The following is a 21,668-nucleotide window of genomic DNA, read 5'->3' as shown; positions in this document are numbered from 1 at the left end:
TTATCCCCCTATAAGTTCATAATCTATGCATATAGGGTAATTTTTATTTTCACTTAATTGCAACTTACCATGAATTCCATAAATCTCTTTTAAGTTTTCTTTAGTTATAGCTTCCATAGGAGTACCTTCACAAATAATCTTACCTTTTTTAAGTCCGATAATATTACTTGCAAATCTACAAGCGTTGTTTAACTCATGTAATACCATGATAATAGTAATATTTTTTTCTTTATTTAATTTCTCTAACACCTGTAGTACTTCAAGCTGATAAGACATATCCAAATAAGTTGTTGGCTCATCTAGCATAATTATGTCTGTTTCTTGTGCTAATGTCATTGCAATCCAAGCCCTTTGTCTNNGATGTGGAAATCTTCCGAAAGCAACTAATTCTTTTACAGTAATTCCACTTGGACACACCGGTCCTTGAGGTAGAAAAGCCACTTGTGTTGCTATATACTTCTCTTTTTGCATTTTTATATCTTTTCCATTTATAAAGATATCTCCATTTTTAGGTTTTATTACCCTTGCTATTGTTTTTAGCAGAGTTGATTTTCCGCATCCGTTTGCCCCTATAATAATGCTTATCTTCCCTCTTGGAATAGAAAGATTCATATCATCTATTATGAGATTATCTTCATAGGCTACTGATAATTTTTTTACACTAATAGCTTCCATTTATTTCTCCTTCATCATTAAATAAATAAAATATGGTACTCCAAATATTGAGATTGTAATTCCTACAGGTATTTCAATTGGAGAAAATAAGTTTCTTGAAACTGCATCAGCAAATAAAACTATTACTATACTTATAATTGCAGATACCCATAGGAAATTTTTATGATAGGGACCAACTAACTTTCTTGCTATATGAGGAGATATTAATCCAATAAACCCTACATTTCCTGCAAAAGCTGTAGCTCCACCAGCAAGAATAACTGCATAGGATAAAAACTTCTTTCTTTCCCTATTTAAGTTTAAACCAAGAGAAATTGCATGTTCATCAGATAAATTAAGAGCATCTAACTTTTTATAATCCAATAATACAACCATAAACATTAAAGTAACTAAGGGAATAATTACTTTTGCATAGTTCCATCCTGCTCCCCAAAGGCTTCCAGAGGTCCAAATTAGTACTCTATTGTAATCGCCAACTCCACCTCTAAAAGTAAAGAAGGTAATAAAAGCATTTAAACCTGCATTTAGTCCAAGTCCTATAAGTAGTAATCTCTTTGGTTTAACTCCATTTCTACTTGATAATAGGTAAATTATAGTGGCCGAAATTCCTGCCCCTATAATAGCCATAAAAGGTAATACATATACAGATAAAGGGCCCAGTGTACTATAGTAATTTACAGTTTTTAATGAAACAAATATAACTGCTGCCACTGCTGCTCCAGCATTAATACCAATTATTCCCGAATCTGCCAGATCATTTTTTGTTATAGTCTGCAACAGTGCTCCTGCTGTAGATAAAGCAATACCAACAGAAATTCCTACTAACATTCTAGGGAGTCTAAGACTTAAAATTGCTGCATTTTGAAGTTTTGTTCCTTGACCTAATAAAGTTTTTATACTATCTAAAGGTGATATTTTATAAGTTCCCCAACATAAATACATAATTAAAGATGCAACTAATAAAATAAATACCATTGGGACTATTATTTTAGATCTTTTTCTTTTCATATCAACCTCGCTCCCTTCTTGCTACAACGATAAAGAATGGAACACCTATTAAGGCTGTAAATATTCCAATAGGGGCTTCATAAGGACTATACACCATTCTTGCAGCTATATCGGAATAAATTAATAATATTGCACCTAACAAAAAAGAAAAAGGTATATTTTTTCTATAATCTTCTCCAAATATTTTTCTTACTATTTGTGGAACTATAAGTCCAACAAAGGCTATATTTTTACCAACAGCCACGGCCGCTGCACACATTGGTATCATAACAAGAAAAGTTATTAATCTTATTTTTTCTGGATTTTGACCAAGGCTAATTGCCACATCATCCCCTAAGCTTAGAATATTTATTTTCTCTGATAAGAAAATAGCTATTATTAAACCTAAGATTCCAACTATTGCAACTAAATTAAAATCTGCCCAGGTTGCATTTCTGAAACCTCCTGAAACCCAAAAAGCAATAAACTGAGATTTATTTGATAAAAGTCCTATTATAGTTGTTAAAGAAATAAAGAAAGTACTCATAGCAGTACCTGCCAAAAGTATTTTTGCTATAGATCTATTATTTGATTTTCTTGATGTAAATCCCATCACTATAATTCCACTAAAGATTGCCCCAATTAATGAAGCTATCATAACATTTGTAGTATTTATAGTAATCCCAACAGCATAAAATATAGCTATAACCATAGTTGCCCCTTGACTTACTCCAAGAAGGGACGGCTCTGCTATTGGATTTCTTGTGACTCCTTGAATCATAGCTCCTGTCACTCCCAAAATCCCCCCTGTGAGTAACACTGTAAGGGCCCTAGGAATACGCATATCTCTGATTAGCATAGGTTCTAGAGTTTCACTATAATTAAAAATACTATTCCAAACTTCTGATATTCCAATATTGGTGACTCCTAGACTAATAGCTAGGAATACACCGATTATTAGAATAAAAATACTACAAACTATAAAAGTTATTGTATTTTTATTATTTTGTTTCATTTAACATCTCCATTATTTCGTCTAAAAGCACTTGTCTACCTATTGAGCTATAGCCTTGTACGAAGTAGGGTGAAGAATCTAGTTTAACAACTTTACCTTCTTTTACTTGAGGTAAATTATTCCACACTTCATTCTCTTCAAGTACTTTTAAGTCTTCATCTGTTGCAATCACAAATATATAATCTGCTTTTATTGACGCTAACCCTTCATAGGTTACCACTGGTAAACTTATATCATTTTGTTCTGGCATACCTTCTGGTTTAGATAATCCTAAATCTTCATATAAAACATTACCAAAACCTGCTCCATCAAATACATAGAACTGACCACCACTAGCTAAGAAGGATAAATAAGTTGTATCTTCACCGTAAGTTTCTTTAATCTTATCTCCAACTTCTTTTGACCTTTTATCGTAATTTTCTAACCAAGCATTTGCAGCCTCTTCTTTATTAAATACCTTTGCTAAAGCCTTAACATCTTCTTTCCAGTTTAAAGCTTCTAATTTAATCATTACAGTTGGAGCAATTTCACTTAATTGATCATACATTTTTTCTTGCACTGTTGATATGACAATTAAGTCTGGGTCTAAGTTCATTATTGCTTCAACATCCATGGTATCTTGCATGCTATAACCTAATATAGTTGCACCTTTTAGTGTGTCTTCTAAATATGTAGGGAATTTTGTATAATCATAAGCATCACTATTCGCAGTTCCCACTACCTTATATTCTAAAATTGATAAAATGTCACTGTTACCACTTAAGTCAACTATTCTTTCAGGGTTTTCTGGAATTTCAACTTCTCCTCTAACGTCTGTTACTGTAACAGTTTTACTTTCTTTTTCTACAGTTGAAGTGTTTGAACAACCAACTAAAATCATTGATGCAATACAAGTAGCTAAAATTGTTTTTAATACTGATTTTCTTTTCATCTATATCTTCCTTTCAATAATTAAATTCTTATATTAACAAAGCTAATTGTATATGATTATCATTATCATAACAATATTTGCACCTAATTTAATTATTTATACATCTATATTAAGTATTTTTTCTTGAGTAATTACAAATTATATATAGTATTATTTATAAGAAGGAGGATTTTTATGATAGTAAAATCTAGTGAAGAATTTAAATCTGTGGTTTTAAATAAATTATGCTTTAGTAAAATTGAAAGTAAAAACTATACTTTATATACAAATAAGAATAACCCTGAACTTGGCCATTTAATTACCTATTCTAGAGCTGGTTATTATAATTTAGGTATTGCAGACTATACAATACCTGAGGATTTTTCCATATACTTTGATAATCCTGAATATTTAATGCGTTTTGGTTTAGTTTATAAAGGAATTACGGAATTTAAAATTGAAAATAATCCTGTTTCATCCTTTACTCCTTCATCTTTCTTTGTTATTGAAAAAGATTTAAAAGGTGAACAGCATTGGAAAAAAGGACAACATTTTCATGGAACTGAAATAACTATATATGAAAATTATTTTAAAGAAATAATAAAACCTAACTTTCCAAAGATAATGGATTTTGATTCTTTTATTAAAAATTATACCTATACTTATCTACCCTTAAAAATTATAGATATTATTAATCAGTTACAAAGTTTAACTTATGAAAATTCCTTAAATAGTATTTATCTAGAAAGTAAAATTTTAGAGTGCATAGCTATATTAATAAATGAAGCCACTAAACCTGAGAATGCTTTTACTAATCAAATTAACTATGGAAATATTAATATTGGTGCTAACAGAATAATAAAACTAACCTCGTCTGATATCCATGCTATTCAAAAAACCCATGATATTTTAGAAAAAAATTATAATAATCCTCCTAATATTAGTACTTTAAGTAAGATGGTATTTTTGAATGAACAAAAATTAAAAGCAGGATTTTCTAAGCACTATCATATGTCCATTGGGGAATACACCAATCATATTAAAATGAATATTGCTGCAAACCTCTTATCTACCACAGATTTAAGTATTGAAGAAATATCTCAAAAAGTTGGTTATAATTATTCTGCAAACTTTTCTAAAATGTTTAAAAAGACTTACGGAAAAACTCCATTGAAGTTCAGAAAAACAAAATAAAGAAATCCATGGAGATATAACTTAAAAACGATGGATATAGAGAACTACTGTAGTTTTGTTCTGTAAATCTTCTGAGGTTAGATTTCTTGGAGTTAAGAAGAATTTAATAACAAAGGCAAAAGCTTCTATCCTAAAAGAATAGTGCTTTTGCCTCTTAAATTCATAATCTAAAAACCATAACCATTGGACTATTTATATTAAGTGAAAAATATCCAAATAAAATAATACTTTATCATTAGTTTTTTAAGACAGGCTTTATGATATGAAAAATCAATCTTCTTTAATTATATTCTTACAGCATAAATAGGTAATGATAAAATATCCTCCATATATTACTATTAAAAAACCTGCTGTCATTATTATTGATGGAAGTATATTTGCCTTTCTAAAGGTTTGAAGTATAAGATTGCTCACCTGTATTCCAAATATGGAGTGTATAACTGCTAAAACCAATGGGAATGCAAAGAATACACCAATCTGCTTAAATATTGATTTATTAATCATCCTTTCATCTGCACCTAGTCTTCTAAGAATGCTATATCTCTTTATATTATCTGAGCACTCAGATAGCTCTTTTAAGGCTAAAATGGCAGCGCTAGAAATTAAAAATACTATACCTAGATATATTCCAAGGAATACAGCCATAGCTGCCCTGCATATACTCCTATCATTAATTGATATCTTAGTGTTAATGTATAATCCAGAATTCGGTGCATAGCTGTTACTGTGTAAATCTAAGATTTTATCCTCGATTTTTTGCTTATCCACCTTGTTGGTAGCATTATAGTTAGCAATTAAATAACTTCGATTTTTCATAGCCTTGCTAACTGCATTATCCGGTACAAGGATAATTCCCATATTCATCTTCTCTGAAGTCATAGTTATAAATCCATCCTCACAATGATCAAACTTAGGAGTGTATTTATGATTATCTATAGTAATTGTAGCTCCAGTCTTCAAGGCTTCATTTCTAATATTAACCATATTGTCATAATTACAAAGAATCATGTACTCATTATCTCCTATCTCATACTGTGTCAATCCATAAAGCTTTGCCATCTCATTATAATCACTAATTTTTACTAACTCCTGTAGGTCTGAAAAATATAAGTCTGGAAAGATTTCCTTAATGCTAGAGAAAGCATTTCCTAAAGTATCCTTAAGGGTAATCTCCTCTATTTTATAACTGTAAAATTCAAAGACATCCTTAAAATTATCTTTCACATCGAAATTCATCTTTGTTAATGTTTCTCCAATGGAAATTTTAGAATCCTCTATTTTGCCTTCAGTGTATGGATTTCCATCAACATCTGCATCTGTTGTTGATAAATCTGCCCTCTTTTGAATCTGAATATCTACTGGAACGTTATGTCGTAAATTCTCCTTAGTAGCAGTGTTTACGGATACTGCACTAGAGAATATGCAAATAGTTAAAAATAGCATTAAGCATATAACTGTCATGGAAAATACCATTGTATTTATCTTGCTACTAAACTGTCTTATGGTAAAGCTATTAAGCTTTTTATAGTAAGAATTCTTCATAGACATTACAGCCTTTAATATAAAGCCTGATAAAGACCAAAAGATTAAAAAGGTTCCCACTACACCATAAATTATCTGCTTTGATACATCTGAAAATTCCACTAAGTTACTTGCTCCTGTTGTAACATTATAATAGGCATATCCAAGAAGCACTGTTGAAAACAAAAACACTATCACACATAGATATGGATTCTTCATTTTAACCTTCTCTGACTTCTTATCTGCTTGAATTAAATCAATAAGCTTACATCTACTTACCTGTATTGTACTAAATATCATAACAATGATGTGCATAATACCAAAATAAATAATAGTTTTCACCATAGCTGAAGATGAAAAAGTAAAGGTGAATTTACTCATATCTGCATCAAACATATTAGCTACAACAATAGACATAATCTGTGATAAAGCAATACCTATTCCAAGACCTATGACTAAGGATATTGCTCCAATGGAAAGAGTTTCAAAAAATAAGATTTTAGATATTCTTCCCTTGCTCATTCCTAATGTCATATATATGCCAAACTCCCTGTTCCTTCTCTTCATCAAGAAACTACTAGCATAAATTATCAAAAAGCCTAGGACGAATGAAACGAAGACGCTTACTGATGATAATACATTATTAATCATGTGAAATGCTTGACTAGTTGATTTAGACATGGTAAGCATAATATTCTGACCATCAATGGAGTTAAAAACATAAAATATAGCTACTCCTAAAATAAGAGTAAAGAAGTATATTAGATAATCCTTAAAGCTTTTCTTTATATTTTTCAAGGATAGCTTAAATAACATCATTTGCATCCCCTCCAAGTAACGATACCATATCTATAATTCTATTAAAGAGTTCCTTTCTTGTGTCATTGCCTCTTATAAATTCATTGAATATCTTTCCATCCTTAATAAATATTACACGAGAAGCATAACTAGCTGTAAAAGCATCATGTGTAACCATGAGAATTGTAGCCTTTATATCCTCATTTAAATTTTTAAGTCTTTCTAACAACATCTTAGAGCTTTTAGAATCTAAGGCTCCTGTAGGCTCATCAGCTAAAATCAGCTTTGGATTTGTAATGATAGCTCTAGCACTTGCTATCCTCTGCTTTTGTCCTCCAGACATTTCATAAGGATATTTATTTAACACTTCAGTGATACCTAGCTTTTCCGCTACACTCTTAATCCTCTCTTCAATTTCCTTAAACTTTACATCCTGTATCTGTAGTGCTAAAGCAATATTTTCATAGGCTGTAAGGGTATCAAGAAGATTAAAATCTTGAAAAATAAAGCCCAGCTCCTCTCTCCTAAATTTATTTAAAGCATTTCCTTTAAGCTTTGTAATGTCCTCATTTTCAATAAACATATGACCACTTGTCACCTTATCTATAGTGGAAATTACATTTAGAAGTGTAGTTTTTCCTGAACCACTAGCTCCCATAATGGCAACAAATTCTCCCTTTTCAACCTCTAATGAAATATCATCAATAGCTTTAGTAAGATTAGACTTATTTCCATAATACTTACTAATACCCTCAATTTTTAATACCTTTGACATTCTGTATCCACCTTTCTTATATTGGGTTCAATACTTCTCCTAACCCATAACAACCGTTTATCACAATATTAATTATATAAAAAGACTAGGTACATAAACATCGAAGTATATTACATTACCTTACGCCACTGTAACCTATACTAAGGCATCTGAAAATAAATAATAAGTCAAAGATGGGAAGTATATTTTGAGTTAGACAAGGAAACAGGTTCCGTAGATAGTAGCACTATCTACGGGTTCTGTTGACGCAGTATAAAACAAAATAGACGAGCATTCTGACTTATTTATTTTTTGAAGATGCCTAATTCAAAACTTCATAATATTCATTATTGTTAAAGATAATTGATACTCTAGTAAACTGTTCCTTTACTGAGGCTATGTCTATACTATGACCAAGCTTTTTACATAACTTCTGTGCTAGGTATAATCCCATTCCTGTAGAAGTTGAAACTAATCTTCCATTTTCACCTGTAAAGGACTTTTCAAAAACCTTAGAAATATCTTTCTCACTTATTCCAACACCATTATCTTCAATATATAAGGTACTTTGAGTCCCCTCCACTACAACTTTAAAGGATATACTTGGATCTTTGTCACTACAATACTTAATACTGTTACTAAGTACCTGATTTATAATAAATTCAAGCCACTTACTGTCACTTAACACCTGTACCTCTGTATTTTCCATTTGAACTCTTATATTTTTCAAAATAAGAGTATCTTTATTCTTTTTAATCACAGTATTTATTATATCTTTAAGGTTGCATCTCTTTATTAGATAATCTTTCTCTGAATTTTCTCCTCTAGCAAAATATAAAACCTGCTCCACATAATTCTCTATACGTTGAAGCTGTTCTCCCACCTTTTTATTAGCATCAACCTTATTATTGTGTAAAATTAAAACACAACTAGCAATAGGCAACTTAACCTCATGAATCCAAAGCTCAATATATTCCTTAAAATCTCTTATACTTCTTTTGTACTCTTCAATATCCTCATTCATAGACTTATCTGTTTCATAAAGGAATTCACAAAGTAGCCTACCCTCTAAAAAGTTAGGCTTATTCACCATCTCAGTTATTAAATACTTCTTATCAAGACCTTCTAGTCTCCTTTGAAACTCATTATAAAAGGCTCTTTTACTTAAATAATCATAGACTATCATCGTTGCTCCAAAAATAAAAAGCACAATTGTAATAGATGTTATTAATGCTATTGGCACCTTGAACATTATGAGAAAAAATAATATAAGAACCATAAGAAATATATACATTAAAATAATTATAGCTTTATCACCTAAATAATCCTTTAGCTTCATATTAAAATGTACCCCTGCTCTCTTCTAGTTTCAATAACACCTTTAAGCTCTATACTTTCTAGCTTCTTTCTCAATCTTGTTATATTAACTGTAAGGGTATTATCATCAATAAATTTATCCTCTCCCCAAAGGTGATTCATAATTTGGTTCCTTGTAACAATTTCTCCCTGATGATTTAATAAGAAGTAAAATATACTCATTTCATTTTTTGAAAGCAATAACTCCTTATCACCATTCTCTAGTGTACTTTTTAATGTATTCACCTTAACACCTCTGTAGCTTTGGATATTATTAATTTTGTTCATTCTCCTAAACAAAGCTTCAATATGTAGAAGTAGTAATGCTGGATTATATGGCTTTGTAATATAATCGTCAGCACCATAACTCATACTTAAAACCTCATCTAACTCACTATCCTTACTAGTCACCATAATTACTGGTACATCAGATTCCTTTCTAATTTCCTTCAGAAGCTGTTGACCATTAATATTTGGTATCTTTATATCTAGCAAAATTAAGTCAGGATCAATAGCTAAAATTTCCTGTTTAGCATTATAAAAAGAAGGTAAAATCATAGCTTCATAGCCATTATCATATAATAATAATTTAAGCTCATTCCTTAACTCTATATCATCTTCAACTATTAAAATCTTCATAAATATCACTCCTCTTAATAATAATTATACTTTAAATTAAAAGTTATTTCTAAAATCTATACAGAAATGTAATATATTTAATACATTTCTGGATCAATATATTATATCTCTATTCTGGGAACTCCATATAAAATATGTTATTATTATTAAAAGACATTTTATTAATGTAGAGTGAATAAAATCAACTTTAAAAATCACAGGAGATTTGTATGAAAAAACTTACTTTTGTAATGGAAAATTATTTAGAAGCTATCTATGAGTTATCAGAAGAAGGTAAAGGAGTTAAAATGACTCGCATAGCAGAAAAGCTTGGAGTAACTAAAGCCAGCACTAATAGCGCTATGGTAACTTTAGCTGAAAAAGGACTTATAACTAATGAAAGATACAAGGAAATATTTTTAACTCCTTTAGGCTTAGAAATAGCTAGATCTACATCTAAAAAGCATCACATTATTAAAGATTTCTTTATAAAAATTCTAAACATCGATAGTTCTATTGCAGATGAAGACGCTTGTGCTATAGAACACGTTATTAGTTCAGATTCTGTTTATGCTATGCAAAAATTTCTTTCAGAACATAATAATAAATAAAAAAATCAACGACTCAAAATTGCTTTTGCAATTTTAAATCGTTAATTTTTTTACATTTAAGATACCTGACTTCTATATAGCATAGCATAAGTTCCTCCATAACGAATCAACTCATCATGGGTTCCCGTTTCTTTAATGCCTGTTCCTTCTAGAACTACAATTTTATCTGCATTACGGATAGTTGATAATCTATGGGCAATTACTATAGTTGTTCGATCTTTTGAAATTTCATCTAATGCAGCTTGGATTTCTTTCTCTGTTTTTGTATCAAGAGCTGATGTAGCTTCATCCAAAATAAGAATAGGTGAATTTCTAAGGATTGCTCTAGCTATGGAAATCCTCTGTTTCTGTCCTCCAGAAAGACGTACTCCACGCTCTCCTATTATGGTATCATAACCATCTTCTAAATTTTCAATAAAATCATGAGCATTAGCCGCCTTTGAAGCCTTAAGAACCTGCTCCCTAGTAGCTTCTTTCCAGCCATAAACAATATTTTCATAAATTGTTCCGTTAAATAAAAAGGTGTCCTGTAAAACCATGCTTATATTATCTCTAAGACTCTTTAAAGTTACATCTTTAATATCTATTCCATCAATTAAAATGCCTCCATTCTGAGGATCATAAAAGCGGTTTAAAAGACTGGCTATTGTGGTTTTGCCCACTCCAGTTGCCCCAACAAAAGCTACAGTTTCTCCTGGATTTACTTTAAAATTTATATTTTGCAAAATGTTTACTTCATCATTGTAAGAGAAAGAAACTTCCTTAAAATCAATTTCTCCTTTAACCTTAGACATTTTCTTTGCATTAACTTTCTCTTTAACATCTGTAACTTCATCCATAACCTCAAAAACGCGTCTACACCCTGCAAGTGCGTTACCTGACATTTCCATAAGTCTTGAAAAGCTCTTTATAGGTCCATAAAACATACCCAGATACATAGAAAATCCTACAATATCTCCAATGTTAATTTCTCCTCTTGAAACCATAAATCCACCAAATATTATAACTATAACAGAACCTAGAGCAGTGAAAAATGCAAGAAGCGGAAAAGTGGTTTCAAAAAAGAAGCTTGCCTTTAAGTATGCTTTACTATGTTTTACAGAAAGGTTCTTAATCCTTTTTTCTTCTCTTTCCTGTTGATTAAATATCTGTATCTCCTTAATTCCAGAAAAATTATCCTGAACAGTACCAGAAAGTTCTCCCCTAACCATAGAATTCTGCTTCCATATAGGAGAAAGATGATTACTCTGCCAAAGAGTAATCATAATAAGAAAAGGAATAGTAACAAGACTTAAAAAAGCCAACTTTACATTAATAGAAAATAATAGTATCCCAACACCTACGAAAGTCAATATATTAACAACAAAATCAGGAATTACGTGAGCTAAAAGAATCTCTACCTCCATAACATCATTAATAACTCTGCTAGTTAAATCTCCTGTACGACTTTTATTAAAATACTTAAGCCCCATATGTTGAAGTTTAGAGTAAATTTCTGTTCTCATATCTGCAACATAATGTAAAGCTGCATGATGGTTTAGATATCCTGAAATAGAACTTCCAGCTGATTGAAATACAGTTGCAACTAAAAGCATCAATCCTATTCGTAAAGATTGAGCTCCAAAATCAGCGCTTCCTTCTGTTGCTATACTTGTAAGCTCTCTTAGGGCCCATGGATTATAAAATCCTGCTATGGTAGAAATAATAACGGCTATTAATGCTAATATTAAATAAATCCAATATTTTCTCGCTCCCATAAAAATACGTAAGGTAGTTCTCATATGCCTACTACCTCCTTTTCCTTCAACTCTACATCCTCATTTTCATCTACAATATCATAGGTAATGCATACTGGACGATTACTCTTTGGTTCAATAACAACATCAGCATTGATATTAAATGTTTTTCTAAGCACCTCTGGAGTCATAACTTCCTCAGGAGCTCCATGTTTTATTATATCGCCTTTTTGAATAGCAATAATATAGTCAGAAAATCTTGCAGCAAGATTTAAATCATGAAGTACCATAACAATTGTACACTTTTGATTACGGTTAAGCTCATATAAAAGCTTTAAAACCTCTAATTGGTGAGCAAGATCAAGGTAAGTAGTAGGTTCATCTAATAAAATTAAATCAGTTTGCTGTGCTAGAGCCATAGCAATCCAAACTCTCTGTCTTTGCCCTCCTGATAAAGCATCAACTTCTCTTCTCTCAAACTCACTTAACTTAGTTGCAGTTAAAGCCCATTTAACAATTCTTTTATCTTCCTCTGTGAGATTTCCAAAACCTTTTTGATGAGGGAAACGTCCATATGCAACTAACTCACCTACAGTAAGTCCACTTGGTGCAGTAGGAGTTTGAGGAAGTATTGCCATCTTTTTAGCTATTTCTTTTGTAGGTAATTTACTTATATCTTGTCCACTTAGATGTACTACACCCTTCTTAGGCTTTAATATACGTCCAACTGCTTTCAAAATAGTTGATTTACCGCATCCATTTGCTCCTATAATAGAAGTTATCTTTCCCTCTGGTATCTGCATATTTAATTCCTTTACAATGAGAGTATCATCATAAGCTATATCTAAATTTTTAGTTTCAATACTTTTCATACAAACCTCCTTAATTTGACTTTACTAATAAGTATAAGAAGTAAGGTGTAGTTAATACAGTAATAATAATTCCTGTAGGAACATCGGTTCCAAGACTTATAGTTCTAGTAATAGTGTCTGATAATAGAATAATTATTGAGCCTACTAGAGATGCGGTAGGAATCAATAGTTTATGATTTGCGCCTACAAACTTCCTTGCCATATGTGGAGAAATCATTCCAACAAAAAAGAAGTTACCACCCAAGGCCACACTACCTGACGATAGAGCAACAGCTGCTACAGCTAAACCTATAAATTCTCTCTTTACTGCTACTCCTAAGCCTGTTGCAGTTTGATTACCAAGGTTTAAAGTATTCAAAGTACGAGATTTATAAAGTACATATAAAAATAGAATCAATATCCAAGGTGCAAGAATAGAAATATACGTCCAATTGTCTCCCCAAAGACTTCCTGCACTCCATCTTTGAATAAAATCCATCTGTTTTTCATCTAGCTTTAAAGTAAGCATCATAGTAATAGCACTATATCCACTTCCAACAGCTACACCTGTCAAAATTAATCCTGTAGGTGATATGCTTTTTCCTCTTTTATATGAAAGTAAAAATATAAGCACTGCTGCTGTCATTCCACCTATAAAAGCTAAAAGTGGGAGAGCAATAGCTGAAGATACACTATCTACCTTAAAAACAACTATAAACAATAATACAAACAATCCAGAACCAGAACTTATTCCCAAAGTTCCAGGACTAGCCATATCATTGCGAAGTAAACTCTGCATTACACATCCAGCTGTTCCCATACCAATACCTACAAGAATAGTTAATACAATACGAGGAAGACGAAAATCATATACTATAAGATTTTGTTTAGCTGTACCTTTTCCAATAAGAACATCAAAAACTTCCGAAGGAGAGAGGTTCATTTTACCTGAGTTCACGCTTATTACTGCCACAACTAGCAGTACAATGGTAAGTATCAAAATAATAGTTAAGCCACGTGAAACTGAGTAACCCTTTTTCTTCATTGGAATTCCCTCCTTTGCTTCCTTGTAAGATAAAGAAAATACGGAACCCCTATTACAGCAAAAATAATTCCAATAGGAGTTTCATAAGGCTTATTAATAAGCCTTCCAACTAAATCTGCTGCCACAGTAATCAAAGCTCCATATAATCCTGAAGCTGGAATTATGTATCTATAATCTACGCCTATAAGGTAGCGGACAATATGAGGTACTATTAATCCTATAAAACCAACAGGTCCAACAACAATTACAGAAAGCCCTGTAAGTATTAAAACAACTACAGTAGAAATAGCTTTAACCTTCTTAGTATTAAGTCCAAGACCTATAGCTGCATCATCTCCAAGATTTAAAAGAGTAATTGAAGGTGATATAATAAGAGCTGTAATTATGCCCACAATAAAGAATGGGAAAACTATAGCAAGTTCACTCCATTTAGCACCTGCTGTTCCTCCAGCAGTCCAATAAGCTAAAGCATGCCCAAGTCTATATTTTATAGAAAGATATTGGCTAAAAGCACCAAATAGCATTGATATAGAAATACCTGCTAAAACAAGTCTCTGTGGTTTCATGCCTCCTCTGCCAATAGACGCAATAAAATAAGTTATACCTGTAGTAACAGCTGCACCAATACATGCAAAAAGCATCATCTGTCCATAACTTCCACCAGGTAAAAATGCCATACAAAAAGCTATAGCAAAAGAAGCACCACTACTTATACCCATAAGTCCAGAATCAGCAAGAGGATTTCTTGTGGTTCCCTGCATTATAGCACCACATATGGAAAGGCTTGACCCAACAATTATATTAGCTGCTATACGAGGAAGTCGAAGAGTTTGAATAATCTGGTGTTCAGTTAAAGAAGAGTCAAAATTAAAAATGGCTCCCCAAGCCGTAGATAAACTCATATCAGCAGCACCAAAAGAAATTGATGCTGCCGACATAATCACCAGCAAAACCACCCCTGCAATCATATAGATTGTAAAATTCAAAGCCCCTAATTGTCGCTTTTTATTATAGGTATTTTGCATATTTATTTTCCTTTCTTAATTAGAATTATTTAGCTAATGAATTTATTGCATTAACCATATAGTCAAGTTGTTCAGTAAGACTTGTAACATCAGAATAAAAGAAAAGTCCTGCATAATGTCCTGGAATTTCTACAACTCTGCCTTCTGCAACAGCAGGAATGCTTTTCCAAATCTCTGTCTTTGCATAATCAGACTCTTTACCTTCTTGCTTAAACCATAATATATAGTCACCAAAATACTCATGAGCTACTTCATAACTTATAGATCCGCGTCCTTCTCCTGATTTTTCTATAAGTTCTTTAAGCTTGTCTGGATATTTAAGTCCAAGATATTCATATACTAAAGTGCCACCTCTAGAACCAGTCTCATAATATATACCGCTCCACTCACCAGTAGCTCCCCAATCTTCCAAAATACTGAAAGTTTTACCTGCAAATGTATCGCCTTTAAAAGTTTTCTTCACATCTGCAAGTTTTTCTTCAAAGTTAGAAACTGCCTTCTCTGCTTCAGCCTTACGTCCTGTAGCTTCTCCTATGGTTTTTATACGTTCAAGAGAATCCATATCTCCTTCTGGAATAACAAGAACTGGAGCTATTTTGCTGAATTTATCAAAGTCTGCCTCATCATATGTAATAATAAGATCTGGTTCTAAATTCATAACGTCTTCAGGCTCCCACTTTTCAATTTTTGTAGAAGCTTTAAGAGTATCATAAAAAGGCATACTTTCTTGTTCCCAAGCTTTATATCCAACTAAATTTAATCCCAAAGTAATAACATCTCCAACATACCAATTAGCAATAACACGCTTAGGATTAGCAGGAACTTCAATATCTCCTTTTACAGTAGATATAGTACGAACAGTTGCTTCTTCTTGCTCTGCATTTTTAGATGAAGAACAGCCAACAAAAATCATAGTAGTCATAACTATTGCACAAAATAATGACAATAATTTTTTCATTTTATACCTCTCCCTTATAAATATTTTATATTAATCTAATAACACTAGCACCTGCGTTATATACAAATGTAAGACTAGTCTAACTTTTTAAATCGTAGCATTTATAAATTCCACTGTCAATCGCTTAAAAACCCCCTTTTCAGAAGTCATTTTCTATTAAAATAAGAGTAACTTATTGTTTTATAAGGGCTAAATGAAAATACTTCTCGTTATTATGGATTGCAATTTAAATAAAACGGATTATGTTTTTCAACTCTTATCTGCCAACAATCTAAGTATTCGTAGTATATCTGAACTATGCTGATATAAAAATCCAGTAAAATTTGCTGCTGCCTTTAAAGATATCCATAGAATTACTACTAGTTATTTAGAAAATATTTTAACTTATAAAAAATTAAAGAGCTGTATCAGATTAATTTCATAAATCAATCTTGATACGGCTTCTTTTTTCACTTTCTAAATATTTATAATTTTCTTCACTTTCTTATCCGGCGTCAGCCGTTATCGATTTACATCTCTTTCCTATATTGGATTCTAGTTCGTCTAAAAAAGGAATTAAAGTAATTTAGTCAGATCTTTCATCTGATATATGAACCCCTACAATATATTCAGCTTCTACTCCTATTTGTACATTATAAGGCGGTTTTAACTGGCTATTTCTCATATGATCTTCTTTCATATTCATGAAAGTTGCGTCTACATCTGTTTTAGACTAATAATCTTTTTCATGTAATTATTATGTGCAAAAAGATGGATTCAAATTACTGAATCCACCTTTTTTATCGGCTAGTATCAAAATTTATTTTGATACAGCCCCTTGTATTATTAAGCTATAAAATTCATTAGAGAACTCCTATCTCTTTACATGAATATTATAGCTTAATTTATTTTTATTAATTTTCTAGTAATTTATCCATAATATAATCTAACTGTACCCCCGATGAGTAAATATCAATATCATAAAACAGTGTAAAATCAATAGGTATAACATGTCCTGCCTTAACAGCGGGAATTGATTTCCAAACTGGATTATTCTCTAATCCCCTTATCTCTCCACTAAATATTATATAATCTCCAGCGTAATCCTTAATTGATTCAAGAGAAACCTCTCTATATTGATCTTTTCCTATAATTTCACTCTGTATGACATCTGGTGCTCTAAATCCGAAATGACTGTAAATTAGGTCGCCTCCACGTCCCCATTTATCACCATACACCCAAATACCTCCATTTGGGCTACTCTCAAAAATACTGAATTTCTTATCCATAATTTCTTTAGAAACTAATTGTTCCTTTGCATCATTTATTTTTTCTTTAAAATCAAATAGCACCTTTGATGCCTCTTCCTTTTTATTAAGAACCTCCCCTAAAAATGTTATTCTCTCCTCCATGCTAAGAGTACTGAAAGGAATATAAATTGTAGGGGCAATTTTAGAAAACTCCTCAATCTTTTCTTCGTTTACAACAAGAATAAGATCTGGATCATATTGCATTATTTCCTCTGGTTCAAAGTTTTCCCATACTGGTAAGTCTTCTACTTCCTTTTCATAAGCACTCCCATTTGCATCATAAGTAGCTACTGGTTTAACTCCTAATGCCAAAATGTCACCCATTCCATAAGTAGCAATAACTCTTTCTGGATTAGCAGGAACCTCAACATCTCCTCTTACAGTACTTACAGTACGAACAACTTCTTCTTCTTTAGTAGTATCCTTAGATGAAGAACAACCAGCTAAAATTAAAGTAGCCATAAATGCTGTACAGAATAGTGATAAAAATTTCTTCATTTTATATCTCTCCCTTATAAATATCTTATATTAATCTAATACCGCTAGCACCTGCGTTATATACAAATGTAAGGCTAGTCTAACTTTTAAAAGCGTAGCATTTATAAATTCCACTGTCAATCGCTTAAAAACCCCCTTTTCAGAAGTCATTTTCTATTAAAATAAGAGTAACTTATTGTTTTATAAGGGCTAAATGAAAATACTTCTCGTTATTATGGATTGTAATTTAAATAAAACGGATTATGTTCTTATTGAAAACATTTCTCAAATGATGCTATAATATTGTTACTTTAAATCAAAAAAGAGAGGGGTAAAAATTTTATGGATGAATATAATGATTCTTCTTGGAGTGCTTTAGCAGATAAATATAATTTTGTTAAAAGGTCTTATGGTGATGGACATATTTACGATTTTCCTACTCATTGGTCAAATGGATGGATTGCAGAAATAAATGCTGCTGAAGGATTATTTGTTTCAAGTGCTTGGTTTACTCCAAGTGAACAGATAGTACATACAATAAATTCAAGTAAGCCTTTTATGATTATCTTCTGTGTTGACTGTGGAGAAATAGTCTATTCACAGCAAGGAAAAAAGAGACAAGTTCTTTCTCCAATCACTCATCTAATTATTAATCCTCAAAAACCATTTACTTTTACTTTCTCTAAAGACGTACACTATTGTTTTACCAGTGTTTTAATTTTTGATGATTTTATAAAACCCTTTCTTAAAGAACGTACTAATGCACCTAAAATTAGTGTTGGTGATGCGAAGCTCTGGAAAACCCAACATTACAACACTCCTGATATAATGCTTATTTTAGAGCAAATTAGATGGGCTGTAAGAAATACAGACATGCCTTTACTTGCTTTTGAGGGGATGACTTTGCATCTTTTGTCTGCAATCACTAGAAACTTTCCTGATATCCCGAAAAGAAGAAGCAGCCGCCGCCACTACATTACTTGGGAAAATGAGCAGAAGATTTATCAAGTTAAGACTAAGATTGATGAAGATATTTTAAATACTCCAGATACAATTGAACTATGCAGAATAGCTGAAATGAGCGAAAGTAAACTTCGCGAATCTTTTAAAAATCATTATGGAATTCCTCTTTATAAATATATTCGAATAGAAACCATGAAAAGAGCCATGCAGCTCTTATCTGCTGACCATCTAAGTATTCGTGACATATCTGAACTATGCGGCTACAAAAATCCAGCCAAATTTGCTGCTGCCTTTAAAGATGTTCATGGAATTACTCCTAGTGATTTTAGAAAATCTTTTAACTTATAAAAACAACCTTAACCATGTGATATCAATGGTTACAGCTATAAATATCATTTATTTATGGTACTGTTCATTATTCTTTATTCTAAAAAATAAATAACCCTCCACAACACATTTCCGTATTGTCGAGGGTTTCATGATGGAGACGAAGGGTCTTATACATCCATCTGACTATATCTCAGTGTATAAGTTCTATACATGAGAAAAAGTGCTCCATACCACAAGGATTAGCACTTTCTCTAAGATTCATAGTTTACAGCATATATCTAATCCAATAGCTCTAAAACAAAATAAGCACGCTGCGAAAGTGACTTACACCAAATCAAAGCTTTGGATTATCTGCTTTTGTTCTGAGGATTGCTTAGTGCCTAGGCACTAAGCTTTTCTTACTTTAAAAAATATTCTAATGCCTCAAGACTAATTACTGGTCTTAAGAGTTGCATTTTTTTCACTTCTTCATATTCAACACCTGCAATACCATTTTGAAGTAATGATGTTCCATATCCCATTTCTTTCGCTCCATTATAAGAGAATAATACGCAATACTCTGCTGCAAATCCGCTTATAACAACAAATTCAACTCCAAGTTCTTGAAGCTTATCATGAAGCTCTGTCTTGAAAAATGCATTATTATACTCTTTATGTATAACAATATCATTTGTACTTTCATTAATAGAATCAACAAATTCAAACTTCTCAGAACCAGGACCATCTCCCACTTCTATATCCAATACTTTAATAACAGGCAATCCTTTTTCCCTAAACATACGTGCCGCCTCATTTATATACTCTACTGCATCCTCAAATTCTCTTTGACATTTACAAAAGTCATAACATCCCTTTTGCATATCAATTATTAGAAACGCTGCTTTCATTCTTATACACCCCTTTAAATTTTTATATCTTACCCATGAAAATATATTGCCAAATTATATTAAAAGTTAACAAATATATACTGTTTAATTATAATACATTAAATAGTATAAGTCTCAACTTTTTCAAAAATAAAACCATCTAATTTAAATACTCAATTACTTTAATGTTCTTACCAATGCACTTCTACTCTTTGAAAGAAGTACATTCTTAATTAGAAAATTCCATACTGGCTCAAATTTTTTCCATGCACCTGCATAAGTGAAATGTTTTAATCTCATTTTAAGATCTTCATGTTCCTTTGATGCCTTATATATATTTCTCCACCTATAAAAATCTTTATAAGCTCTATTATATCCACTTTCCATTTCTTCTTTTGTAATATTAGGGTGATTAAATACTAAATGCCTAGTATCGTATAATCTCCAATTCTTAGTAATAATTCTCTTATCTTCATCCATTTTATTAAATATACCCGTACCAGGATAAGGAGTAAGAATATGATTAGTTGCTGTGGTTATCCCGCTATTAACAGCCCATTCTGTAGTTCTATCAAAGACATCTAAAGTATCACTATCCAGTCCAAAAATAAAACTTCCATTTATCATTATTCCTAATTCATCTAATTTCTTTATTGCTTTACTATAATCTTTTCCTATGTTAGACCCTTTATTAGCTTGAATTAGGTTCTGTTTATTAATACTTTCAAACCCAATAAAAGCACTCCTAAATCCAGCCTCATACGCAAGATCTATTGTATCATCTTGAAGAATAGAATCCACAGTTATTGCACCTTGGAAAACTCTATTCATTCCTCTCATTTCTTTAAAAACTTGCCTTGATAACTTTTTATCTGCAAATATATTATCATCAAGAAAATATAAATGTCTCCCTTTCATACTTTCAATTTCTTTTAATATCCTGTCCACTTTATATGCAAAAAAAGATTTTCCTCCTTTATAAAATGAACTAACATAACAAAAGGAACATTTATTAGGACACCCTCTTGAAAATACCATGGAATTTGGAACTAAATACTTCTCCTGTTTAAATAAATCCCTTCTTGGCAAAGGTAGATTATCTAATGAAACTTCCCCTTGCTCATAAAACTCCTTAATATTTCCTTTTTTAAAATCCTTTAAAAACTCGGGAAAACTTCTTTCTCCAAGACCAAGTAATACAGTATCTGCATGATTCTTAGCCTCTATAGGTAATGAAGTTGCATGTATTCCACCAATGGCAACCTTTATTCCTCTTTTCCTATAAAAATCTGCAATTTCATAAGCTCTATTAGCATTAGTTATATAACTTTCAATACAAACTAAATCTGGTTCATCATTTAAATTTATTTCTTCTATATGTTCATCAACTACTTCTATTTCATCTGAGTCATCACACAATGATGCTAAAGTAGCCAAGCCTAAAGGAGGAAACAGTGAATATTTTATAGGCCTCCAATATGGACTTTTTGCCTCTTCTAATGCTGGTAAAATAAACTTTATTTTCACAATAAACTGTCTCCTTTTCAAAAGCTATCATAGTAACAAATATCTATTACTACTTTCTTTTTACAGAGTAACAAACCAGTAGTAATTTACCAATATTTCACTCTTTATTTATATATGATACCATTACTTTTATTGTTTTTCAATATATTTTTATTCTTTTAA

At 31.4% G+C, this 21,668-nt stretch carries 19 protein-coding genes and 1 pseudogene; 3 read left to right on the top strand and 17 right to left on the bottom strand.

The genetic code is table 11. The features are described from left to right. The 4 genes from B2671_RS10955 to B2671_RS10940 are packed head-to-tail and all read right to left on the bottom strand — an operon-like array spanning position 1 to position 3,608. On the bottom strand, positions 1-675 hold the full coding sequence (locus B2671_RS10955) for an ABC transporter ATP-binding protein (protein ID WP_346870449.1): 675 nt from the start codon (positions 673-675) through the stop codon (positions 1-3). Next, positions 676-1,683: an iron ABC transporter permease gene (locus B2671_RS10950; protein WP_346870448.1), complete on the bottom strand. Its 1,008-nt coding sequence runs from the start codon at positions 1,681-1,683 to the stop codon at positions 676-678. 1 nt (position 1,684) lies between these two features. Next, entirely contained in the window at positions 1,685-2,677 is a 993-nt protein-coding gene (locus B2671_RS10945) for an iron ABC transporter permease (RefSeq protein WP_346870447.1), read from the bottom strand. Next, positions 2,664-3,608 (bottom strand): ABC transporter substrate-binding protein, encoded by a 945-nt coding sequence (locus B2671_RS10940; RefSeq protein ID WP_346870446.1) that lies wholly within the window; start codon positions 3,606-3,608, stop codon positions 2,664-2,666. Before B2671_RS10940 ends, B2671_RS10945 begins: the two co-directional genes overlap by 14 nt. 174 nt (positions 3,609-3,782) lie before the next feature. Here B2671_RS10940 and B2671_RS10935 point away from each other — a divergent pair, with 174 nt between their 5' ends. Beyond that, on the top strand, positions 3,783-4,781 hold the full coding sequence (locus B2671_RS10935; RefSeq protein ID WP_346870445.1) for an AraC family transcriptional regulator: 999 nt from the start codon (positions 3,783-3,785) through the stop codon (positions 4,779-4,781). 270 nt (positions 4,782-5,051) lie between these two features. On the opposite strand, the gene B2671_RS10930 is transcribed toward B2671_RS10935, so the two are convergent. The 4 genes from B2671_RS10930 to B2671_RS10915 all read right to left on the bottom strand — a co-directional run bounded on the left by B2671_RS10930 (position 5,052) and on the right by B2671_RS10915 (position 9,849). Then, a complete protein-coding gene (locus tag B2671_RS10930) occupies positions 5,052-7,121 on the bottom strand; it encodes an ABC transporter permease (RefSeq protein ID WP_346870444.1) in 2,070 nt (689 codons plus the stop codon). After that, positions 7,108-7,875 (bottom strand): ABC transporter ATP-binding protein, encoded by a 768-nt coding sequence (locus B2671_RS10925; protein WP_346870443.1) that lies wholly within the window; start codon positions 7,873-7,875, stop codon positions 7,108-7,110. Before B2671_RS10925 ends, B2671_RS10930 begins: the two co-directional genes overlap by 14 nt. A gap of 301 nt (positions 7,876-8,176) precedes the next feature. Then, positions 8,177-9,193 carry a sensor histidine kinase gene (locus tag B2671_RS10920; protein ID WP_346870442.1) on the bottom strand — a complete coding sequence of 339 codons (1,017 nt, stop codon included), beginning with the start codon at positions 9,191-9,193 and terminating at the stop codon, positions 8,177-8,179. Further along, a complete protein-coding gene (locus B2671_RS10915; RefSeq protein ID WP_346870441.1) occupies positions 9,190-9,849 on the bottom strand; it encodes a response regulator transcription factor in 660 nt (219 codons plus the stop codon). Before B2671_RS10915 ends, B2671_RS10920 begins: the two co-directional genes overlap by 4 nt. A 209-nt stretch (positions 9,850-10,058) precedes the next feature. Between B2671_RS10915 and B2671_RS10910 the strand changes: the two genes are divergently transcribed. Continuing rightward, positions 10,059-10,439, top strand: a complete 381-nt coding sequence (locus tag B2671_RS10910; protein WP_346870440.1) for a metal-dependent transcriptional regulator — start codon at positions 10,059-10,061, stop codon at positions 10,437-10,439. Between the two features lie 56 nt (positions 10,440-10,495). On the opposite strand, the gene B2671_RS10905 is transcribed toward B2671_RS10910, so the two are convergent. The 7 genes and pseudogenes from B2671_RS10905 to B2671_RS10875 all read right to left on the bottom strand — a co-directional run bounded on the left by B2671_RS10905 (position 10,496) and on the right by B2671_RS10875 (position 17,841). Beyond that, on the bottom strand, positions 10,496-12,220 hold the full coding sequence (locus tag B2671_RS10905) for an ABC transporter ATP-binding protein (protein WP_346870439.1): 1,725 nt from the start codon (positions 12,218-12,220) through the stop codon (positions 10,496-10,498). Beyond that, positions 12,217-13,047: an ABC transporter ATP-binding protein gene (locus tag B2671_RS10900; protein WP_346870438.1), complete on the bottom strand. Its 831-nt coding sequence runs from the start codon at positions 13,045-13,047 to the stop codon at positions 12,217-12,219. The genes B2671_RS10905 and B2671_RS10900 overlap by 4 nt, the downstream gene beginning before the upstream one ends. 10 nt (positions 13,048-13,057) lie before the next feature. Continuing rightward, positions 13,058-14,071 (bottom strand): iron ABC transporter permease, encoded by a 1,014-nt coding sequence (locus B2671_RS10895; protein WP_346870437.1) that lies wholly within the window; start codon positions 14,069-14,071, stop codon positions 13,058-13,060. Further along, positions 14,068-15,096 carry an iron ABC transporter permease gene (locus B2671_RS10890; protein WP_346870436.1) on the bottom strand — a complete coding sequence of 343 codons (1,029 nt, stop codon included), beginning with the start codon at positions 15,094-15,096 and terminating at the stop codon, positions 14,068-14,070. Before B2671_RS10890 ends, B2671_RS10895 begins: the two co-directional genes overlap by 4 nt. 25 nt (positions 15,097-15,121) lie before the next feature. Beyond that, on the bottom strand, positions 15,122-16,054 hold the full coding sequence (locus B2671_RS10885; protein WP_346870435.1) for an ABC transporter substrate-binding protein: 933 nt from the start codon (positions 16,052-16,054) through the stop codon (positions 15,122-15,124). A 487-nt stretch (positions 16,055-16,541) separates the two neighbouring features. Next, positions 16,542-16,766, bottom strand: a pseudogene (locus tag B2671_RS10880) (IS1182 family transposase); the annotation flags it as partial. Positions 16,767-16,947: 181 nt separating this feature from the next. After that, on the bottom strand, positions 16,948-17,841 hold the full coding sequence (locus B2671_RS10875; RefSeq protein WP_346870434.1) for an ABC transporter substrate-binding protein: 894 nt from the start codon (positions 17,839-17,841) through the stop codon (positions 16,948-16,950). A 321-nt stretch (positions 17,842-18,162) separates the two neighbouring features. Here B2671_RS10875 and B2671_RS10870 point away from each other — a divergent pair, with 321 nt between their 5' ends. Continuing rightward, a complete protein-coding gene (locus B2671_RS10870) occupies positions 18,163-19,131 on the top strand; it encodes an AraC family transcriptional regulator (protein WP_346870433.1) in 969 nt (322 codons plus the stop codon). 380 nt (positions 19,132-19,511) lie between these two features. On the opposite strand, the gene B2671_RS10865 is transcribed toward B2671_RS10870, so the two are convergent. Both B2671_RS10865 and B2671_RS10860 read right to left on the bottom strand, forming a co-directional pair. Next, on the bottom strand, positions 19,512-20,000 hold the full coding sequence (locus B2671_RS10865; protein ID WP_346870432.1) for a cysteine hydrolase family protein: 489 nt from the start codon (positions 19,998-20,000) through the stop codon (positions 19,512-19,514). 156 nt (positions 20,001-20,156) lie between these two features. Next, positions 20,157-21,506 (bottom strand): B12-binding domain-containing radical SAM protein, encoded by a 1,350-nt coding sequence (locus B2671_RS10860; RefSeq protein ID WP_346870431.1) that lies wholly within the window; start codon positions 21,504-21,506, stop codon positions 20,157-20,159. Between the last annotated feature and the right edge of the window lie 162 nt (positions 21,507-21,668).

The sequence above is a fragment of the Clostridium sp. UBA5119 genome (assembly GCF_002414285.1).
Taxonomy (GTDB): Bacteria; Bacillota; Clostridia; order Clostridiales; family Clostridiaceae; genus Clostridium_J; species Clostridium_J sulfidigenes.
This window is presented reverse-complemented; position numbering and strand designations above follow the sequence as displayed.

Bases quoted from the DNA above. Each gene is read 5' to 3' on its own strand.
- B2671_RS10940 (WP_346870446.1), bottom strand. From the start codon at position 3,608: ATGAAAAGAAAATCAGTATTAAAAACAATTTTAGCTACTTGTATTGCA.
- B2671_RS10885 (WP_346870435.1), bottom strand. From the start codon at position 16,054: ATGAAAAAATTATTGTCATTATTTTGTGCAATAGTTATGACTACTATG.
- B2671_RS10895 (WP_346870437.1), bottom strand. From the start codon at position 14,071: ATGAAGAAAAAGGGTTACTCAGTTTCACGTGGCTTAACTATTATTTTG.
- B2671_RS10925 (WP_346870443.1), bottom strand. From the start codon at position 7,875: ATGTCAAAGGTATTAAAAATTGAGGGTATTAGTAAGTATTATGGAAAT.
- B2671_RS10915 (WP_346870441.1), bottom strand. From the start codon at position 9,849: ATGAAGATTTTAATAGTTGAAGATGATATAGAGTTAAGGAATGAGCTT.
- B2671_RS10890 (WP_346870436.1), bottom strand. From the start codon at position 15,096: ATGCAAAATACCTATAATAAAAAGCGACAATTAGGGGCTTTGAATTTT.
- B2671_RS10920 (WP_346870442.1), bottom strand. From the start codon at position 9,193: ATGAAGCTAAAGGATTATTTAGGTGATAAAGCTATAATTATTTTAATG.
- B2671_RS10945 (WP_346870447.1), bottom strand. From the start codon at position 2,677: ATGAAACAAAATAATAAAAATACAATAACTTTTATAGTTTGTAGTATT.
- B2671_RS10910 (WP_346870440.1), top strand. From the start codon at position 10,059: ATGAAAAAACTTACTTTTGTAATGGAAAATTATTTAGAAGCTATCTAT.
- B2671_RS10875 (WP_346870434.1), bottom strand. From the start codon at position 17,841: ATGAAGAAATTTTTATCACTATTCTGTACAGCATTTATGGCTACTTTA.
- B2671_RS10930 (WP_346870444.1), bottom strand. From the start codon at position 7,121: ATGATGTTATTTAAGCTATCCTTGAAAAATATAAAGAAAAGCTTTAAG.
- B2671_RS10870 (WP_346870433.1), top strand. From the start codon at position 18,163: ATGGATGAATATAATGATTCTTCTTGGAGTGCTTTAGCAGATAAATAT.
- B2671_RS10900 (WP_346870438.1), bottom strand. From the start codon at position 13,047: ATGAAAAGTATTGAAACTAAAAATTTAGATATAGCTTATGATGATACT.
- B2671_RS10950 (WP_346870448.1), bottom strand. From the start codon at position 1,683: ATGAAAAGAAAAAGATCTAAAATAATAGTCCCAATGGTATTTATTTTA.
- B2671_RS10935 (WP_346870445.1), top strand. From the start codon at position 3,783: ATGATAGTAAAATCTAGTGAAGAATTTAAATCTGTGGTTTTAAATAAA.
- B2671_RS10865 (WP_346870432.1), bottom strand. From the start codon at position 20,000: ATGAAAGCAGCGTTTCTAATAATTGATATGCAAAAGGGATGTTATGAC.
- B2671_RS10905 (WP_346870439.1), bottom strand. From the start codon at position 12,220: ATGAGAACTACCTTACGTATTTTTATGGGAGCGAGAAAATATTGGATT.